Consider the following 17,740-nt stretch of genomic DNA (forward strand, 5'->3'; position numbering starts at 1 on the left):
ACAGTGTTACTCGTCAATCCACGCACGGGTCACATCGACCACACCGCGGTAAGGCGCCGGAACGCCCTTGACGCGCTTGGTGGTGAAGGCCCAGTAACGGCCACCGCCCCAATAGAGCATCGAGCCGTCCTCGTTGATCGCTTGGATCAACTCGCACTGCAGCTGCAGACGCTCTTCACGGTCCTTGGAGGTGCGCATGGCCATGGCTTTGGCATCCAGTTCGGGCGAAGAGAAACCGGTCAGGTTATAGCTCGACTTGGAGAAGACATTGGCAAAAATCTGCGGACCGATATCCGCGCCATCGGCGATCCGCCAACCGGAGATGCCAAAGTCTTGGGTAAAGACGCGCTTCACAAGGGTCGATTGATCGACCGGCTGAAGCTCAAGTTCGATGCCCGCAGGCTTCATCATCTGCTGCATCAATTCGCCAAGCTCGCGGCCACGCGGGGTCGCGGTGTGGATCATCACGATTTTGACCGGCTGGCCGTAATCGTCGATCAACGCCTTGGCGGCTTTGGGGTCATAGTCGCGATAGCCCGCTTTGCCGCAATCCTTGAGCTGCCCCAAAGGATGGGTGACCACAGGGCGCGTGTCTTGCCAGATGATCTTGACCAAAGCCGGTTGGTTCATCGCCGAAGCCACGGCTTGGCGCACACGCACATCGTCAAGCGGCGGCTTGCGCGTATTGAGCAACATCGTCGATGCGCCGCCCCCGTCCGAATACATCGCAACGATGTCATCGTCTTTTTGCGCCTCGACGATCGTGGTGCCGCGGTCGGTCCAGATCACGTCAACCTCGCCCGATTTCATCGACGCATAGCGTGTTTGCGTATCGGGCAGGACGCGGAAATTGATCCCGTCGAGATTGATCTCATCGGCATCGCGATACCCGTCCCACTTTTCGACGATGATCCGGTCGCCCGAGGCCCAGCTGACAAATTTGAACGGACCGGTTCCGACCGGCTCGCGGTTTTGCTTGCCTGCCGCGACATGTTCGCTCGGCGGGATCGGGCCGGACATGGAGGTCGTCGCCAGATAGGGCAGCAAGGCCTGCCACGGGTGGGCCAGATGGAATTCGACCGTCAGCGGATCGACCACCTTGACCTCTTTGATCGCGGTCAGAAAGCTGCGCGAGGCAGATTTCGCTTCGGGATCGAGAATACGGTTGTAATGCGCGGCCACGTCTTCGGCATCGAAATCCGAGCCGTCGTGGAACTTCACGCCTTCGCGCAGCTTGAAGGTCCAAACAGTCTGCGCCTCATCGGCGCTCCATTCCGTGGCCAAAAGCGGCGTGGATTCGCCGGACGCGGCATCGAACCCGAGCAGCGGCTCCATCATGGTGCGAATGACGATCTCGCCGGTTTGGCCCAGAACGCCGCCCTCCACGGTGTCAAATCCGCGCACATCGGTTTCCAAAGCCACGTTCAAAGTGCCGCCCTTCTTGGCGGCCATATGGCTTTCGGCTTGCGCCATCGGCGCGGTGGTCAGTGTGAAAGCAAAGGCTGCAAAACCTGCCGCGTGCAAGAAACCGCGACGGCTGAGCCCAAAACGCAGCGCCTTGGCGCCGCACAACAGACGTTTCGTCCGCATTGATAATCCTCCCAGATCGTTTTCACCCCGCTCTGATGGCAGGTAGGGGGATCATGTCGGCAAATGGGGCGTTTGTGAATACTCAATATTCGAAAAACACATTTTTCGTTATATTTCCGCCATGCGGAACCCTGCCCTGCTCCGCCCCACAATCGCAGCGAAATTCGGGGCGCAAACAGGTGAAGGCGGGTAAAATCCATGTAATAAAGCGATAAATCGCCGCTGAACGGGTCATAATCCGTTACATTCTTTCCGCAAATGCAAAATGCCCTGCCGCAACGCAGCAACAACCATCCGCTGGCGAATACTACGATTAGCATACCCTATCTTTTAAAATGGCAGGCGCAGGCGATTCCCGCCGCAGCCTTTGTGCCGCTTTGTGCGGCCATAAGCGCCGCGCAGCTCGGCAAAGCGCGCGCGCCGCAAACGGGCGGCGCCGCCTCGGCAGGGCGGCAAAGACAGAGGAGAAGCGGCCGCGCGTCAAAGCGCCGCCCGCAAGCCGCGTGGGCCAGATGCGGGGTGCGGGTCGTTCAAGCGAGCAAGGCTGCGCGGCGCGGGGGCCTGCCTATCGCGCGACGCAATCGGCGAAATATTGCATATTGCCCTCTCTGTCGCGCTCTTGCACGAGGCCGTGAATGTCGGTCTCGAAGCCAGGGCACTCGCGGGCAAACTCTCTGTTAAACTTAAGATATTCCACAATTTTCTTGTTGAACACCTCACCGGGGATCAACAAGGGGATACCCGGAGGATAGGGGGTGACGAGGCTGGTGGTGATGCGCCCTTCCAGATCGTCAATCGGCACACGCTGGGTGGTGCGCTGCGCGATATGGGCAAAGGCGTCCGACGGTTTCATCGCCGGTGTGTGATCGCTCAGATAGATATCGGTCGACAGGATCGCCACGTCGTATTTGGCGTAAAGCTTATGCACATGCTCGCATAGATCGCGCAGACCCATTTGCTCGTAACGCGGCTGTTTGGCGCAAAAATCCGGCATGGTGCGCCACATCGGCTGGTTCTTGGCGTAATCGTCCTTGAACTGCTGCAAGGCGGTCAAAAGCGTGTTCCAGCGGCCCTTGGTGATGCCGATGGTGAACATGATGAAAAAGCTGTAAAGGCCTGTTTTCTCAACAACAACGCCGTGTTCGGCGAGATATTTGGTAACGATCGAGGCCGGAATGCCCCATGCATCGAACCGCCCGTCGATATTGAGACCGGGGGTGACGATGGTCGCTTTGATCGGGTCGAGCATATTGAAACCGGGCGCCATATCGCCGAACCCGTGCCACGCATCCTCGCCGTCCGAGGATTGCACGCCGTCGGCGTCGGTCTTTTGCAAAACCCAATCCTCGGGGCTGTCGATGCCCTCTTCGGCAAGCCCGTCCTCTGGCCCCCAAACTTGGAACCACCAATCATCGGCGCCGTATTCGTCGTCCACCTTGCGCATCGCGCGGCGAAAATCGAGCGCTTCGGCGATGCTTTCCTCGACCAAAGCTGTCCCGCCCGGAGGCTCCATCATCGCCGCCGCCACATCGCAACTGGCGATGATCGAATATTGCGGGCTGGTCGAAGTGTGCATCAAATAGGCCTCGTTAAACAGATGCCGGTCGAGCTTGGTATCCTTGCTGTCTTGCACCAGAACATGGCTGGCCTGACTGATCCCCGCGAGAAGTTTGTGGATCGATTGCGTCGCATAGGTGACCGAATGCTGCGTGCGCTCGCGCTTGCGGCCCATGGCGTGGAAGCTGGAATAAAACGGGTGGAAGGCCGCATGGGGCAACCACGCTTCGTCGAAATGCAGGTTCTCGACATAGCCGTCGAGCAGGCCTTTGATCGTCTCGGTATTATAAAGCACGCCATCATAGGTCGATTGCGTCAACGTCATGATCCGCGGCTTTACCTCATCGGCGTCCACCCCGTCCAGCAAGGGATTGGCACGGATCTTGGCGCGGATCGACTCGATCTCGAATTCGGACTGCGGGATAGGGCCGATGATGCCATAGTGATTGCGCGTCGGCTTGAGGAAAACCGGCACCGCGCCGGTCATGATGATCGAATGCAGGATCGATTTGTGGCAATTGCGATCCACGACCACCACATCGCCAGGCGCAACCGTATGGTGCCAGACCATCTTGTTGCTGGTCGAGGTGCCATTGGTGACGAAATAGCAGTGATCTGCATTGAAAATCCGTGCGGCATTGCGCTCGGAGGCGCCAATCGCGCCGTTGTGATCCAAAAGCTGGCCCAACTCCTCGACCGCGTTGCACACATCGGCGCGCAGCATGTTCTCGCCGTAAAACTGGTGATACATCTGCCCGATCGGGCTTTTCAAAAACGCCACGCCCCCCGAATGGCCGGGGCAATGCCAAGAGTAGGACCCGTCCTCGGCATAATCGAGCAACGCCTTGAAAAACGGCGGCTGGATGCTTTCGAGATATTGTTTGGCCTCGCGGATGATATGGCGGGCGACAAATTCGGGCGTATCTTCGAACATATGGATGAACCCGTGCAATTCGCGCAGGATGTCATTGGGCAGGTGGCGGCTGGTTTTGGTTTCACCGTAAACGTAAATCGGCACCTCTTCGTTTTTCCACCGCACTTCCTCGATGAAATTGCGCAGGTTGACCACCGCAGGGTCCAAATCCGGCCCGGGCGTGAATTCCTCGTCATCGATCGACAGGACAAAGGCGCTGGCGCGTGATTGCTGCTGCGCGAATTGCGAAAGATCGCCATAGCTGGTGACGCCAAGCACCTCGAACCCTTCGTTTTCCATCGCCTCGGCCATGGCGCGAATGCCCGAGCCGGAGGAGTTTTCAGAGCGAAAATCTTCATCAATAATCACGATGGGAAAACGAAACTTCATAAAGCTCTCCTAGCCGGTCAGAAGCCAATGGCGCGGGCGATGCGCGGTTTGCGCGCCCTTGCCTCGTGCCCTGACGCACACCGCCAAAGCATGTGGTTTTTCTTTCCTAAGCCATGCACGCCGTCAAGACCCCTGTCAGCGATCCGCCCGCTTTGCGCAGGGCGCGCCGATCCACCGCGCGCCAAAGACGCCAAAGGGCTATGCGCCCTGCGCACGAACGGCTAGGATTTGCGCAACGCCTGCCCTGCAGCCCCGCGCGATGCTCGGCCATATACCCGGCGCCCCGCCGCCCTTTGCCCCGAGATCGACCATGCTCACCGACCAAGACATCACCGAACTGACCGACCTGCGCCGCGCGCTGCACCGCCGCCCCGAGGTGTCGGGCGAGGAAAAGCGCACCGCCCGCACCATCGCGCTCGAGCTGGCAAAGCTCTCGCCCACGCATCTGCTGACGGGTATTGGCGGTCACGGTGTCGCCGCCGTATTCGGCAGCGGCGCAGGCGGCCCATGCGTGATGTTTCGCGCCGAGTTGGACGCCTTGCCGATCACCGAGATCGCCGCGCACGGCTGGCCCTCCGGCGCCGCGGGCAAAGCGCATCTTTGCGGGCATGACGGGCATATGGTGATGCTGCTCGGCTTGGGACGGCTGATCGCGCGCCGCCCGCCCGCAGTTGGCCGTATTGTGCTTTTGTTCCAACCGGCGGAAGAAACCGGCGCAGGCGCGCGGGCCGTGGTCTCGGACCCCGCCTTTGCGCAGCTTGACCCCGATTGGGCCTTTGCCATCCACAATCTGCCCGGCCTGCCCTTGGGCCATGTCGCCACCCGCGCCGGATTGATCAACTGCGCCTCCGAGGGGCTTGAAATCCACCTGAGCGGCAAAACCGCCCATGCTGCCCAGCCCGAAACCGGCCTGTCGCCTGCGGGCGCGGTGGCGCAATTGCTGGGCGGGTTGACCGCTTTGACCGCTGGCGCGCCAGCGGCGGGCGAGACCCCCGATGATTTCGAACTGGTCACCCTCACCCATGCCCGTATCGGCGCGCCGACCTTTGGCGTCGCCCCCGGCGAGGCGGTGATCAACGCCACCCTGCGCTGCGCCAGCGATCCGGCGATGGCCGCGCTGGAGGCCAAGGCCCGCGCCCTTGTCCAATCGGTGGCAAGCGCCGCCGGTTTGGAGGCCGTGATCCGCGTTGTCGAACCCTTCCTTGCCTCCATCAACCACCCGCAGGCCGTCGCCATCGCGCAAGATGCGCTGCGCGCCCTCGGTCTCTCGCAAGGCGAAAGCGGCGTGCCGATGCGTGCCTCCGAAGATTTCGGCCTCTTTGGCGCCCATGCCAAGGCGGCGATGCTATGCCTTGGTGCGGGCGAGGCCCATCCGGCGCTGCACAATCCCGATTATGATTTTCCCGATGCGCTGATCCCCATCGGCACGGCGATTTTCGCCCGTATCATGGACGATATCTTGAGCCGCGCCTAAGCCACCTGCGCGCCCTGCGACCAGACCTGCCTGAGCACCACATCCGCATCCGTTTGGGCAAAGCGGATCAGATCGGCGCGCGCGCCCGTGTCGATCACCCCGCGATCCGTAAAGCCGACGGCCTTGGCCGGATTGGCCGTGACCGTGGCCATCGCCCGCGCCATATCGTCCCAAACCTCGCTCAGCCGCACCGCCGCGATCAACAGCCCCGCAGGCACATAGTCGGACGACAGGATGTCCAGCCGGTCGATCTCGGCCAAACGCATCGCGGCGACATTGCCCGAATGCGACCCGCCGCGCACAATATTGGGCGCGCCCATAATCGTGGCGATGCCCAGATCATGGCAGGCATGGGCCGCCTCGACGGTGGTGGGAAATTCGGCCAAGGTGACGCCATGCCCGTGGCTCGCGGCGACCTGCGCGGCGGTGGTGTCATCGTGGCTGGCGAGGCTGGCTTTGAAGCGCGCCGCCGCGGCCACGGTGGCGGCCTCGTGGCGCGCGCCGACACGGGTTTGCAACCCGAGCAAAAAGGCCACATAGGCCTCGAAGCCCGCCGTATCCAGCCCGTGTTTGCCGCACACATAATCCTTGAATTTGTCGATATCGCTGAATTGCCGTTGCCCTGGCGTGTGATCCATCATCGACACGATGCCGACACGGTCATCGGGGCCGAACTCGTCCAACTCCTCGATCAGGGTTTCCGAACAGACCTCGGCACGCAGGTGCAGATGGTGGCTGATCTTGAGCGCCCCCGCCGCGCGCATCTGGGCGATGTCATCGGCGATCTGGCGGGCATATTTGTCGTATTTCGCCTTGTGATCGGTCAGGATCGAGCCGACACGCAGCGCATCAAACACCGTGGTGATCCCCGTCGCGGCCAATTCGCGGTCATGGGCCATAATGGCGGGACGATGCGGCCAGTTGGTCTTGGGGCGCGGCGCAAGGTGGCGCTCCAGATTGTCGGTGTGCAGCTCGACAAGCCCCGGCGCGAGGAAATCACCGCCAAGGTCGAGCGCGCCTTTGGGCACGGCGGCGCCGTCCGAAATATCGGCGATCCGCCCCTTCGAAATCCGCAAGCCTCCGGTTCGCACCCCATCGGGCAAAACCAGCCTTGCATTGGCGAGAATGAGGTCTTGGGTCATGTCGGTATCACGCTATTGGCAGGGAAAAGAAGGGCGGGTGTAAGGCGGCGGCGCGGTGTCGGGGCTGTCATCGGGCGGCGCCTTGCGGCGCGAGCGCGGATGCGAGCGCCGCGAGGGTCTGCGCCAGATCGCCGTCATTGCGGATTTCCTGCACCGGCAGATGCGCCGGTATCTCGCGCACGGCGCGGTTGATGCGCGCCTCGATCTCGCGCGGTGCCTCGCGCCCGCGTGCGGCCAGACGCGCGGCCAGAACCTGCGTTGATGCGGTCAGATGGATGATCCGACCCTGCGGAAAAATCTCTATCGCCTCCTCCAGCACGCTGCGCGACAGGTTGACCAATACATCGCGCCCCGCCGCCAGATCATCACGCAGCGCAGCGCTGATCCCGTAGCACAGCCCGTGCGCGTGCCAGTGCAAGACAAAATCGCCGGCCTGCGCGCGGCGGTCAAACTCGGCGCGGCTCACGCTTTCAAACTCCTCGCCCCCCGCATCCGCGCGCCGCGTGATGACGCGGCGGGCCAGAACCGTCCCCGCGTGCCGCGCGGCAAAGGCCTCCATGACCGTATCCTTGCCCGCGCCCGAAGGGCCGACAATGGCGATAAACCGCCCGCCGCTCATGCCGCCGCCTGCGGGGTGAAACCCGTCACATCCACCACGCGGTCGCACACCGCATCGCGCGCGGCGTGGTCGTGGAAAATTCCGATGATCGCCGCCCCGCGCGCCTTGGCCTCGGTGATCATCTGCAACACCGTGGCGCGGTTGACCGGATCGAGGCTGGCCGTCGGCTCGTCGAGCAACAGCGCCGGATACCGATAGGCAAAGCCGCGCGCGATATTGACCCGCTGCTGCTCGCCGCCCGAAAATGTCGTCGGGCTGAGCGGCCACAGGCGCGGCGGGATATTGAGCCGCGCGAGCAACTCTTGCGCATGGGCGCGGGCGGCCTCGGGCGCCGATCCGGTGAGCAAAAGCGGCTCGGCCACCACGTCAAGCGTCGAGACCCGCGGTACCACGCGCAAGAACTGGCTCACATAGCCCAAGGTCTTGCGGCGCAGGGCGATGATCTCGCGCGGCTGGGCGCGGGCGACGTCCAGATCGCCGATCATGATCCGCCCGCCCGCGGTCAGGTAATTGCCGTAAATCATCCGCATCAGCGTGGATTTGCCCGCCCCCGAGGCCCCGACCAAGGCGATACATTCGCCCGCCGCGACGTCGAAACCCGCGCCTTCCATGACGGGGATCACGGCGCTGCCTTGGTTGTGCAAGGTGAAGGATTTTGACACATTTTCTAATTTTATCATGAGATTACACCTGCAAGACGGAAGAGACGAGAAGCTGCGTATAGGCGTGCTGTGGATCGTCGAGCACCTGATCGGTCAGGCCGGTTTCGATCACATGCCCGTCTTTCATCACCATAAGCCGGTCCGCCAAAAGCCGCACCACCGCCAGGTCATGGGTAACGATGATCGCGCTGAGGTTCATTTCGCGCACCAAACCGCGCAGCAGGTCCAAAAGCCGCGCCTGCACGCTGACGTCCAATCCGCCGGTCGGCTCGTCCATAAACACCAAACGCGGCCCCGTCACCAGATTGCGCGCGATTTGCAGCCGCTGCTGCATCCCGCCTGAAAAAGCCGTGGGGCGGTCATCGACCCGCTCTTCGCGGATCTCGACACGGCCGAGCCAGTCAATCGCCTTGGCGCGAATCTCGCCGTAATGGCGCGCATTGACCGCCATCAGGCGCTCGCCGACATTGCCGCCCGCGCTGACATTCATCCGCAGCCCGTCGCGCGCATGTTGATGCACAAAGGCCCAATCGGTGCGCGCCAAAAGCCGCCGCTCCGGCTCGCTCATCGCTGCCGTATCGCGCATCCCCTCGGCGCGGGTATCAAAACAGACCCTGCCGCGATCGGGCGCCATATGACCGGCCAGACAACCCAGCAAGGTCGATTTGCCCGAGCCGCTTTCGCCGACGATGCCCATCACCTCGCCAGGGTAAAGATCAAAGGAGACATCCGCGCATCCGATGCGCGCGCCGTAATATTTGCTCACGCCTTGGGCCTGCAAAAGCGGTGTGACATCGCGGCTCATGCGGCGCTCTCCTGATCCATAGTGCCCTGAGCACCCTGCACGCCCTGCGCCCCCCTATGCCCGTCGCGGCGGCGCGCGGCGCAATAATCGGTGTCCGAACACATGAACATCCGCCCGCCCGCGTCATCGACAATCAACTCGTCAAGATAGCTGTCCTCGGCCCCGCACAGGGCACAGGGATGATCGGCCTTGCTCGCCTCGAACGGATAGTCGTCGAAATCGAGGCTGACGACGCGCGTATAGGGCGGCAGGGCGTAAATCCGTTGCTCGCGCCCCGCGCCGAAGAGCTGGATCGCCTCCATCTCAAGCTTGGGGTTGTCGAATTTCGGGATCGGCGAGGGGTCCATCACATAGCGCCCCTCGACCTTGACCGGATAGGCATAGGAGGTGGCAATCGCGCCGTGCTGGCTGATGTCCTCGTAAAGCTTCACATGCATCAACCCGTATTCCTCCAGCGCATGCATCTTGCGGGTTTCCACCTCGGAGGGCTCCAAAAATCGCAAGGGTTCGGGGATCGGCACCTGATAGACGAGGATTTGATCGGCGCGCAGCGCGGCTTCGGGGATGCGGTGGCGGGTCTGGATCACGCTGGCCTCTTGGGTCGCTTCGGTCACAGCGACCTGCGCGGTCTTTTCGAAAAACCGCCGGATCGAAACCGCATTGGTCGTGTCATCCGCCCCTTGGTCGATGACCTTGAGCGTATCATCCGGCGTCAGAACCGCCGCCGACACCTGCACCCCGCCCGTGCCCCATCCGTAGGGCATCGGCATCTCGCGGCTGGCGAAAGGCACCTGATATCCGGGCACGGCCAAGCCTTTGAGGATCGCGCGGCGGATCATCCGCTTGGTTTGCTCGTCCAGATAGGCAAAATTGTAATCGCTCATTGCGCCGCCTCCTGCACCGCGCTGCCTGCCGCCTCGCGGCGCAGCTTGCGGATGAGTTCAAGTTCCGATTGGAAATCCACGTAATGGGGCAATTTGATATGCTCCAAAAACCCCGTCGCTTGGATGTTATCCGCATGATAAAGCACGAATTCCTCGTCCTGCGCGGGCGCGCCGAGGTTGTCCTCGCCAAGCTCGGCCCAGCGCAGGGCGCGGTCCACCAAAGCCATGGAAATCGCCTTGCGCTCGCTCATGCCAAAGACCAATCCATATCCGCGGGTGAATTGCGGCGGCTGGGTTTTGGAGCCTTGAAACTGGTTCACCGTCTCGCATTCTGTGAGGGTCAGATCGCCGATCTCAATGGCAAAACCCAATTCGGGGATCTCCAGCTCCACCTCCACTTCGCCGATGCGCAATTCGGCGACAAAAGCATGGTTGCGCGCATATCCGCGCTGGGTCGAATAGGCCATTCCGAGGATGAACCCCTCGTCGCCGCGCGTCAAAGCTTGCAGCCGCAGCGCCCGCGCGGCGGGCAATTCCAACGGCGCGCGTGTCAAATCGGGCGGGGTCTGCGCCCCCTCCGGCTCGGCTTGGATCAAGCCTTCGCGGTCCAGAAACGACATGATGTGCGGCGTCGCGCCCTCGGGCGCGGGGGCCGTCGGCGCGGGCGCCGCCTCGCCCTCGGCGGCCAGTTTGAAATCCAGCAAACGATGCGTGTAGTCGAAGGTCGGGCCAAGCACCTGCCCCCCAGGCGCATCCTTAAAGGTCGCCGACACGCGGCGCGCGCAGGCCATGTTTTCGGTCTCGACGGGGTTTGAGGCGCCAAAGCGCGGCAAGGTGGTGCGATAGGCGCGGATCAGGAAAATCGCCTCGATCAAATCGCCGCGCGATTGTTTGATCGCCAGCGCCGCCAGATCGGGATCATAAAGCGAGCCTTCGGCCATGACCCGATTGACCGCCAAGGCCAATTGCTCGCGGATTTGCGCCACCGAAAGCTCGGCCACGCCCAGATCGCCGCGCCGCTCTTCGGCCAGCCACGCATGGGCATTGTCAATCGCCCGTTCGCCGCCTTTGACTGCTACATACATCAGCGCACCTTTGTGGATCGGGGCAAAGCGGCCACTTGCGCGCCTGCGGTGAAAAAGAAATCCAAGCCCAAGGGGAAGAGGGCAGCGTTGGATTGAAAGGCCGCCGTTTCGGGCAGCGAAAGCTGCGCCTCATCCTTGATGCCCGCGCCGCTGAGCACCGCGCCGCGCGCCTCGATCTGCGCCATCTCGACGATCACTGTGGCCGAGCGGTCGGGATATTCGGCCGTGCCGATGCGCAAGGCGCCGAGCGGCAATTCGCCCCACGCCCCGATGGCAAATTGCGCCTGCGCGGCGGGCACCAATGGCGCGCCGGTGTGAAAGGTGATCCAGTCGCGCAGCGGCGCAAGATCATAGGACGGGGCCAGATATAGCGGTGTCTCGGGATCGCAAAGCGTCAAGACAACAGCCCCCGCGGCGGGCGAGAGAGGCGCGGGCGGAGCGGCGCCATGAAGCGTCTGGATATCGGCGGGGCGGGCCATGGCCGTCATCACTGCGCGAAAGGCGCGGGCCGATTGCACCGGCGCATCGCTGAACCCGCCCTCCAAAGCTGCGGTTTGCATCAATCCTCTCCTCGCACCATCGTGAAAAAATCCACCTTTGTCGCTGCGGCTTTGGCGGCGCGCGCCGCGTGGGCCTCGGCCAGCCCTTCGCGCAGGGGCGTCACGATGGCCGCCTCGACCTGCGGCGCGGCGCCGGTTTGCATCAACGCGTCGACCACTGCGGCCTGCCGCGCATGGGTCTTGTCGCGCCCTTGCACATAGCCATGACCGACCGCTCCGGTGGCCAGCCGCACCGAACAACGCGTCACCGTCATTTCGCCCAAATTGAACGGCGCGCCCACGGCCCCCGCCCGCCCGCGCACCATCACACCGCCCACCTCGGGCGCGCGCAAAATGACGTAATCGGGCGCCTCGCCATATTGCTCCCACAGCGCACAAAGCCGCGCCGCAGGCGCTTTGGCCAACACCCCCATCCACGCTTTGCGCACCTGTGTTTGCTGTGTCTGCTCGCTCACCGCTTGCATCTAGACATCTCACCCCAATTCTATACAACTATACAAATACTATACCGCCAGTGTCGAAACACCAATCCCTCCAACTGTGAAATTTTGATGACACCATGAGCAAAACCCCGATCTGGAAAGCCATTGCCGAGGGGCTGCGCGGCGACATCGCGCGGCACCATTACAAGGCGGGCGACAAGCTGCCGACCGAGGCCGAACTTGCCGCGCGCTACGGCGTCAACCGGCACACCGTGCGCCGCGCGCTCAAGGATCTGGCCGAGGCGGGCATGGTGCACGCGCGCCGCGGCGCGGGGGTTTTTGTCGCATTGGCCCCGACCGATTACCCCATTGGCCGCCGCGTGCGCTTCCACCAGAACCTGCGCAACGCGGGCCGCGCACCGGCCAAGGATATCTTGCATCTGACCACGCGCCTTGCCGACGCCGAAGAATGCGAGGCGCTGGACCTGCCGGAGGGCGCGATGGTGCATGCCTATGAGGGGCTGTCCTTGGCGGACGCACAGCCCATCGCCCTGTTTCGCAGCGTCTTTCCCGCCGCGCGGCTCGAAGGGCTTTGCGAAGTGATCCGCGAGACGCGCTCGGTGACGGCAGCGCTCGAAGCCTGCGGCGTGCGCGATTACACACGCGCCTCGACCCGCCTCAACGCCGTCGGCGCGACGGCGGTGCAGGCGCTGCATCTGCGCCTGCGCGAGGGCGCGCCGCTCTTGCGCACGCAAAGCATCAATATCGACGCCGAGGGCACACCGGTCGAATACGGCCATACGTGGTTTTGCGGGGATCGCGTCACGCTGACGGTCGGCGAACTGTAGGCCGCGACAGGACAGAGCGCGCCCTATGCGTAGCGCTCCAAGAACGCCTCGGCCGTCAGGCTTCGAAACTCGTCAAGCGCCGCGCGCAGCCGCTCATGCGGCCAATCCCACCACGCCAATGCCATCAGCCGCGCCGCCGTATCCGCATCAAAACGCCGGCGCAGGGGCACGGCCGGAATGCCCGCGACGATCATATAGGGCGGCACATCCTTGGTCACGATTGCCCCGCCCGCCACAACCGACCCGTGGCCAAGCATCACCTCGGGACGGATTTGCGCCCCGTGGCCGATCCATGTGTCATGACCGATGCGCGCACGGCGGCTGCGGCGGTGGGCAAACCATGCCTCGTCATCATCCGCATCGTCAAAATAATCGGCAGAGCGGTAATGGAAGTGATGCAGGCTGGCCTTGTCCAGCGGATGGTCCGTCGCACCGATGCGCACGCAACTGGCGATATTGGAAAACTTGCCGATCTCGGCATTGGCGATATCCGCATAGCGGTCGCAATAGGAATAATCACCGATCACCGAATGAGCGATGCGGCTGGCTTGGCCGATCTCCACATAGCGGCCAAACTGCGTATCGGTGATCTGGCAATCGGGGTGCAAAAACGGTTTTTGCGCGTTCAAACGGGCCATGGTCTTAGCGCCCTGCATCCGTGCCTTGGATTAGCTTGCGGCGCAGCCATCCCGACAGCGTGTCCATCACCATAACCATCGCGATGATCAAGAGGATGTAATAGGTCACCTCCTCCCAATCCTTTTGCGTGATGATCGCTTGGGTCAGCAAAAGGCCGATGCCGCCGCCGGTGATCGCGCCGATGATGGTGGCCGAACGGGTGTTGGATTCCAGATAGTAAAGCACCTGCGACAACAGCACCGGCGTGATCTGCGACAACACGCCGAACCGGTAGCGTTGCAAAGGTTTGGCCCCCGTCGAGGCGACGCCTTCGATCTGTTTTTCATCCACGTTTTCAAGCGCTTCCGAGAACATCTTCCCAAAGGATCCGGTATCGGTCAGCAAAATCGCCAAAGATCCGGTCAACGGCCCCGGACCGAAGGCGCGCGACAAAACGATGGTCCAGATCAACCCGTCCACCCCGCGCAGGAAATCGAACACCCGCCGCGCCGCAAAGCGCAGCGCGCCGAGCGGCGCGAAATTCTTGGCCGCCAGAAAGGCCAGAGGCAGCGCAATCATCGCCCCCCCGAAGGTGCCCAAAAAGGCCATCAAAACCGTTTCGACCAAGGCCCAAGCCACATCGCCGTGCCGCCACATCTTGTTGGTCCAAAAGGCGTTCCAAATCGCCCCCGCTTCGCCGTGCAGCGCGCGCGAGGCCAAAGCGCCCAATCCCAGCCCGTGATAGGGGCTGTCGAGCGTGAAGAAAAACAGCTCCCACCCCGCCGAATATTTGAACACTTCGGCGCGGTTGCGCGTGACGGTCAAGCGCCCCGCATCGGTCACCACCATAAGGCGGTTTTTGGACGCGCTGATGAAATCTGGCAAAGGGCCATCGGGCAAAACCGCATTGACCCCGCCTGCCGCGGGCGCGGCGGAAATCACGCCGTAATCGGGCACCCTATAGGTGACGGCATCGCCAAAGGTGACGATATGGCCGCGCCCGAGATCAATCACCGTCTCCTCGCCCAAACGCACCCAATCGGGCCCCTGCCCTTGTGAATAGCGGCCTTTGCGCTCGCCTTCGATGGCAATCTCGACCGCGCCGGAGCGGTTGTCGCGGCTGACGTGGGTTTTGTAGCTATAGGTGTCGGACAAGAGCGTTTTGGCATTGTTCACATTGACCCGCTCGCCAAGACCGGCCATGTCGAAGCTGATGAAAATATAGGTGAAATAGGCAAGGATCAGCGCAGGGATGGCCAGCGCCGTGATCCGTTTGCGCGTAAAAAGCGCAGCGGCCTGTGCCTGCATCCGGCCTTGGGGCATTGCTGTATCGCTCATGGGCGGACCTCGCGCAGTTTGCCGCCATGGGTCAGGCGGGCACGTGCCATGCTGGACATCTGGTCGACCACCACAATGGTCGCGAACAGCAACAAGAAGATCGCGGCGGCCTCGTCGAATTTGCCCTGCCCCCAGCTCATCGTGTTGCGCAAATCGTAACCAATGCCGCCTGCGCCGACGAAGCCGAGGATGGCCGAGGCGCGGATGTTGATCTCGAAGCGCAAGAGCGCGTAGCTGAGGTAATTGGGCGCGACCTGCGGCACCACGCCAAGCATCATCCGCTGCGCCCAATTGGCCCCCACCGAGGCCAGCCCCTCGACGGGTTTGAGCGCGCTGTTTTCATTGACCTCGGAGAACAGTTTGCCCAAGGCGCCGACCGTATGCAGGGCGATGGCGATCATCGCGGGCACCGGTCCGCCGCCGAGCAGGAAAATCAAGATCAGCGCCACAACGATCTCGGGCAGGGCGCGCAAAATATCCAAAACGCGGCGCAGCGGCCCCACCAGCCATGGCACCGGCGCCAGCCCGCGCGTCACCAAAAGCGACATCACCAATCCGATCATCGCGCCGAGCAAGGTCGAAGCGGCGGCAATATTGACCGTCTCGACCAGCGAGGGCAGGTATTTGACAAAATATCCCGGAAGCAAATGCGCCCGTTCGACCGCCTCGCGCACCACATCCGCCGGAAATCCGAGGATATTGGGCAACCCTTGCCAAAACCCGCCTGCGTTGCGATCGTCTGCGGTGCGAAACCCGCCGACCATCAGGGCGATGAACACCACGATCAACACCGTGTTGAGCACCCTCTTGCGGCGCGTTTGCGCCATATAGGCCTCTTTGAGCATCGCCGTTTCACCGGCGCCGTCGGTCATCTGTTGCATTCGCTTTCCTTGCAAAATTACAGGCCCCGCGCGGATGCGGGACCTGCAGAACGTCATGAAATCAATCTCTTAGTTCGATTTCGCCTTGCGTGCCTCGATGATCGAGACATAGGCGTCATGGTTGATCGGGTCGAAGCCGAGGCTCTCGCCCGCCGCCATGCCATAGGCGCATTCGGGATCGGCTTCATACATGCCGTCGACCAAGGCGATCATCTTGTCCTTGACCTCTTGGGGCAGGTCCTTGCGCAAAACAACGGGGCCTTCGGGGATCGGTTTGGAGCGCCAGATTTCCACCAGATCGTTCATATCGACGAGCCCCGCATCCACAGCCTTGCGCAGCGCGCCGGAGTTGTAACCGTCTTCCCAATTGCCCTGCCCGTCGGCCCATGTCACGCCGCCATCGATATCGCCGTTGTTGACCGCAACGATGGTCTGCTCGTGGCCGCCGGTGAATTTCACCTCGCCGAAATACTTGCCCGTCTCCATGCTCACCCCGTCCTTGTATTGCGGGATTTCGATGGAGGGGATCAAATAGCCCGAGGTGGAATTGGGATCGCCAAAGCCGAACACCTTGCCTTGCATATCGTCGAGCGATGCGACGCCGCTGTCTTTGCGGGCAAAGCCGATGGAGTGATAGCCGTAAGAGCCGTCCAGATTGATTTTGACCAAGACCGGCTCGACCGCATCGGGGTTTTGGATGAACACCGCCGCATAGCCCGACGCGCCAAGCCACGCCATATCAAGCGTGCCGCCCAACAGGCCTTGGATCACGCCGTTATAATCGGCAGGGGCAAAAAGCTTGGTCTCGACCCCGAGCAACTCTTCGGTCTGCGCGCGCAGGCATTCGTTCGAATTCATCCGGTCTTGGGCGTTCTCGCCGCCCAAAAGGCCGATGCGGAATTCGGTGATCGCGTGGCCCTCGGCCGTGACGCTACCGGCCAAAGTGGTGGTTGCAAGGGCTGCTGCCATCAAGGTTTTCATGGGTGTTTTCTCTCTCATGCTAGGGGCGCCGGCACCGGCGACCGTGGGACAATCAAAAAGCCGCAACGCCTTCGCGCGCGGCCTTATCAAGGGTTTCGATTTCGGTGGATGTGGCGGCCTCGCTAAAGGAGGCATCGGCGCCATAGATATCGCGCGCCACACCAGTGGTCAGCTGGGCAGGCGTGCCGTCAAACACGATGCGCCCGTCGCGCATGCCGATCACGCGGTCGCAATAGCGCCGCGCCGTATCGAGCGTGTGCAGATTGGCAATCACCATCCGCCCGTCCTCTTCATGGATCCGGCGCAGCGATTGCATCACGATCTGCGCATTCATCGGGTCCAGCGAGGCAATCGGCTCGTCGGCCAGAATGATCTGCGGGTCCTGCATCAGGGCGCGCGCTATGGCCACGCGCTGCTGCTGCCCGCCCGACAGGGCCTCGGCGCGTTTGGGTGCGTGCTGCGCAATGCCGAGCCGGTCGAGAATATCAATCGCCCGCTCGATATCGGTCTTTGGGTAGAGATTGAACATCGTCGCGACGGTCGAGCGCCGGTTCAGCGTGCCGTGCAGGACATTCGACACCACATCCATACGCGGCACCAGATTGAACTGTTGGAAAATCATCGCGCATTGCGATTGCCAGCGCCGCTTGGCCGCGCCCTTGAGGGCGGTCACATCGCAGTCGTCAAACCGGATCTGCCCCGAGGTTGCGGGCGTGAGGCAATTGAGCATCCGCAGCAGGGTCGATTTGCCCGCGCCCGAGCGTCCGATCACGCCGATCATCATCGGGCGTTCGACGGTGATATTGGCCTTGTCCACGGCAATATTGCCGCCAAAGGATTTGGTCAGATCGGTCAGTGTCAGCATATCGCCCCCATAGGTGTTGGGGGGCGTATAGCGGCCCGCTGGAATCAGTTTCTTTTCAGTTTTGCGAAGTTTTCATGACGCCATGCATCGGGTCCGCGCGGCGCGG

General features: G+C 62.4%; 17 protein-coding genes. 2 read left to right on the forward strand and 15 right to left on the reverse strand.

Annotation, left to right across the window (positions count from 1 at the left end; translation table 11 throughout):
* Nucleotides 1-6: 6 nt before the first annotated feature.
* Nucleotides 7-1,590: an ABC transporter substrate-binding protein gene (locus ABWV64_RS04395; protein WP_353343056.1), complete on the reverse strand. Its 1,584-nt coding sequence runs from the start codon at nucleotides 1,588-1,590 to the stop codon at nucleotides 7-9.
* A gap of 565 nt (nucleotides 1,591-2,155) precedes the next feature.
* Nucleotides 2,156-4,450, reverse strand: a complete 2,295-nt coding sequence (locus ABWV64_RS04400; RefSeq protein ID WP_353343057.1) for an Orn/Lys/Arg family decarboxylase — start codon at nucleotides 4,448-4,450, stop codon at nucleotides 2,156-2,158.
* 310 nt (nucleotides 4,451-4,760) lie between these two features.
* Here ABWV64_RS04400 and ABWV64_RS04405 point away from each other — a divergent pair, with 310 nt between their 5' ends.
* The gene (locus ABWV64_RS04405) at nucleotides 4,761-5,924 is read left to right on the forward strand and encodes an amidohydrolase (protein ID WP_353343058.1); all 1,164 of its coding nucleotides are present in this window, start codon (nucleotides 4,761-4,763) and stop codon (nucleotides 5,922-5,924) included.
* On the opposite strand, the gene ABWV64_RS04410 is transcribed toward ABWV64_RS04405, so the two are convergent.
* The 8 genes from ABWV64_RS04410 to phnG form a co-directional block, all read right to left on the reverse strand.
* Nucleotides 5,921-7,066 carry an alpha-D-ribose 1-methylphosphonate 5-triphosphate diphosphatase gene (locus ABWV64_RS04410; protein ID WP_353343059.1) on the reverse strand — a complete coding sequence of 382 codons (1,146 nt, stop codon included), beginning with the start codon at nucleotides 7,064-7,066 and terminating at the stop codon, nucleotides 5,921-5,923. The two genes, ABWV64_RS04405 and ABWV64_RS04410, sit on opposite strands and share 4 nt — an antisense overlap.
* A gap of 67 nt (nucleotides 7,067-7,133) precedes the next feature.
* On the reverse strand, nucleotides 7,134-7,685 hold the full coding sequence (gene phnN, locus ABWV64_RS04415; RefSeq protein WP_353343060.1) for a phosphonate metabolism protein/1,5-bisphosphokinase (PRPP-forming) PhnN: 552 nt from the start codon (nucleotides 7,683-7,685) through the stop codon (nucleotides 7,134-7,136).
* Nucleotides 7,682-8,365 carry a phosphonate C-P lyase system protein PhnL gene (phnL, locus tag ABWV64_RS04420; RefSeq protein ID WP_353343061.1) on the reverse strand — a complete coding sequence of 228 codons (684 nt, stop codon included), beginning with the start codon at nucleotides 8,363-8,365 and terminating at the stop codon, nucleotides 7,682-7,684. Before phnL ends, phnN begins: the two co-directional genes overlap by 4 nt.
* Before the next feature lie 4 nt (nucleotides 8,366-8,369).
* Nucleotides 8,370-9,152: a phosphonate C-P lyase system protein PhnK gene (gene phnK, locus ABWV64_RS04425; RefSeq protein ID WP_353343062.1), complete on the reverse strand. Its 783-nt coding sequence runs from the start codon at nucleotides 9,150-9,152 to the stop codon at nucleotides 8,370-8,372.
* Nucleotides 9,149-10,036 (reverse strand): alpha-D-ribose 1-methylphosphonate 5-phosphate C-P-lyase PhnJ, encoded by an 888-nt coding sequence (locus ABWV64_RS04430; RefSeq protein ID WP_353343063.1) that lies wholly within the window; start codon nucleotides 10,034-10,036, stop codon nucleotides 9,149-9,151. The genes phnK and ABWV64_RS04430 overlap by 4 nt, the downstream gene beginning before the upstream one ends.
* Nucleotides 10,033-11,121, reverse strand: coding sequence for a carbon-phosphorus lyase complex subunit (locus tag ABWV64_RS04435; protein ID WP_353343064.1), 1,089 nt, complete (start codon nucleotides 11,119-11,121; stop codon nucleotides 10,033-10,035). Before ABWV64_RS04435 ends, ABWV64_RS04430 begins: the two co-directional genes overlap by 4 nt.
* Nucleotides 11,121-11,681, reverse strand: a complete 561-nt coding sequence (gene phnH / locus ABWV64_RS04440; protein ID WP_353343065.1) for a phosphonate C-P lyase system protein PhnH — start codon at nucleotides 11,679-11,681, stop codon at nucleotides 11,121-11,123. Before phnH ends, ABWV64_RS04435 begins: the two co-directional genes overlap by 1 nt.
* Nucleotides 11,681-12,145: a phosphonate C-P lyase system protein PhnG gene (gene phnG, locus ABWV64_RS04445; RefSeq protein WP_353343066.1), complete on the reverse strand. Its 465-nt coding sequence runs from the start codon at nucleotides 12,143-12,145 to the stop codon at nucleotides 11,681-11,683. Before phnG ends, phnH begins: the two co-directional genes overlap by 1 nt.
* 95 nt (nucleotides 12,146-12,240) lie before the next feature.
* Between phnG and phnF the strand changes: the two genes are divergently transcribed.
* A complete protein-coding gene (gene phnF, locus ABWV64_RS04450; protein ID WP_353343067.1) occupies nucleotides 12,241-12,951 on the forward strand; it encodes a phosphonate metabolism transcriptional regulator PhnF in 711 nt (236 codons plus the stop codon).
* Nucleotides 12,952-12,974: 23 nt separating this feature from the next.
* On the opposite strand, the gene ABWV64_RS04455 is transcribed toward phnF, so the two are convergent.
* The 5 genes from ABWV64_RS04455 to phnC form a co-directional block, all read right to left on the reverse strand.
* Nucleotides 12,975-13,589 carry an LbetaH domain-containing protein gene (locus tag ABWV64_RS04455; protein WP_353343068.1) on the reverse strand — a complete coding sequence of 205 codons (615 nt, stop codon included), beginning with the start codon at nucleotides 13,587-13,589 and terminating at the stop codon, nucleotides 12,975-12,977.
* Between the two features lie 4 nt (nucleotides 13,590-13,593).
* Complete coding sequence (gene phnE, locus ABWV64_RS04460; RefSeq protein WP_353343069.1) at nucleotides 13,594-14,907, reverse strand: phosphonate ABC transporter, permease protein PhnE; 1,314 nt, start codon at nucleotides 14,905-14,907, stop codon at nucleotides 13,594-13,596.
* Complete coding sequence (phnE, locus tag ABWV64_RS04465; RefSeq protein WP_502902616.1) at nucleotides 14,904-15,788, reverse strand: phosphonate ABC transporter, permease protein PhnE; 885 nt, start codon at nucleotides 15,786-15,788, stop codon at nucleotides 14,904-14,906. The genes phnE (ABWV64_RS04460) and phnE (ABWV64_RS04465) overlap by 4 nt, the downstream gene beginning before the upstream one ends.
* 69 nt (nucleotides 15,789-15,857) lie before the next feature.
* Nucleotides 15,858-16,769, reverse strand: a complete 912-nt coding sequence (phnD, locus tag ABWV64_RS04470) for a phosphonate ABC transporter substrate-binding protein (protein WP_353343070.1) — start codon at nucleotides 16,767-16,769, stop codon at nucleotides 15,858-15,860.
* Nucleotides 16,770-16,821: 52 nt separating this feature from the next.
* Entirely contained in the window at nucleotides 16,822-17,634 is an 813-nt protein-coding gene (phnC, locus tag ABWV64_RS04475; protein WP_353343071.1) for a phosphonate ABC transporter ATP-binding protein, read from the reverse strand.
* Nucleotides 17,635-17,740: the final 106 nt, after the last annotated feature.

The organism is Litorivita sp. NS0012-18 (assembly GCF_040371945.1).
GTDB lineage: Bacteria > Pseudomonadota > Alphaproteobacteria > Rhodobacterales > Rhodobacteraceae > Litorivita.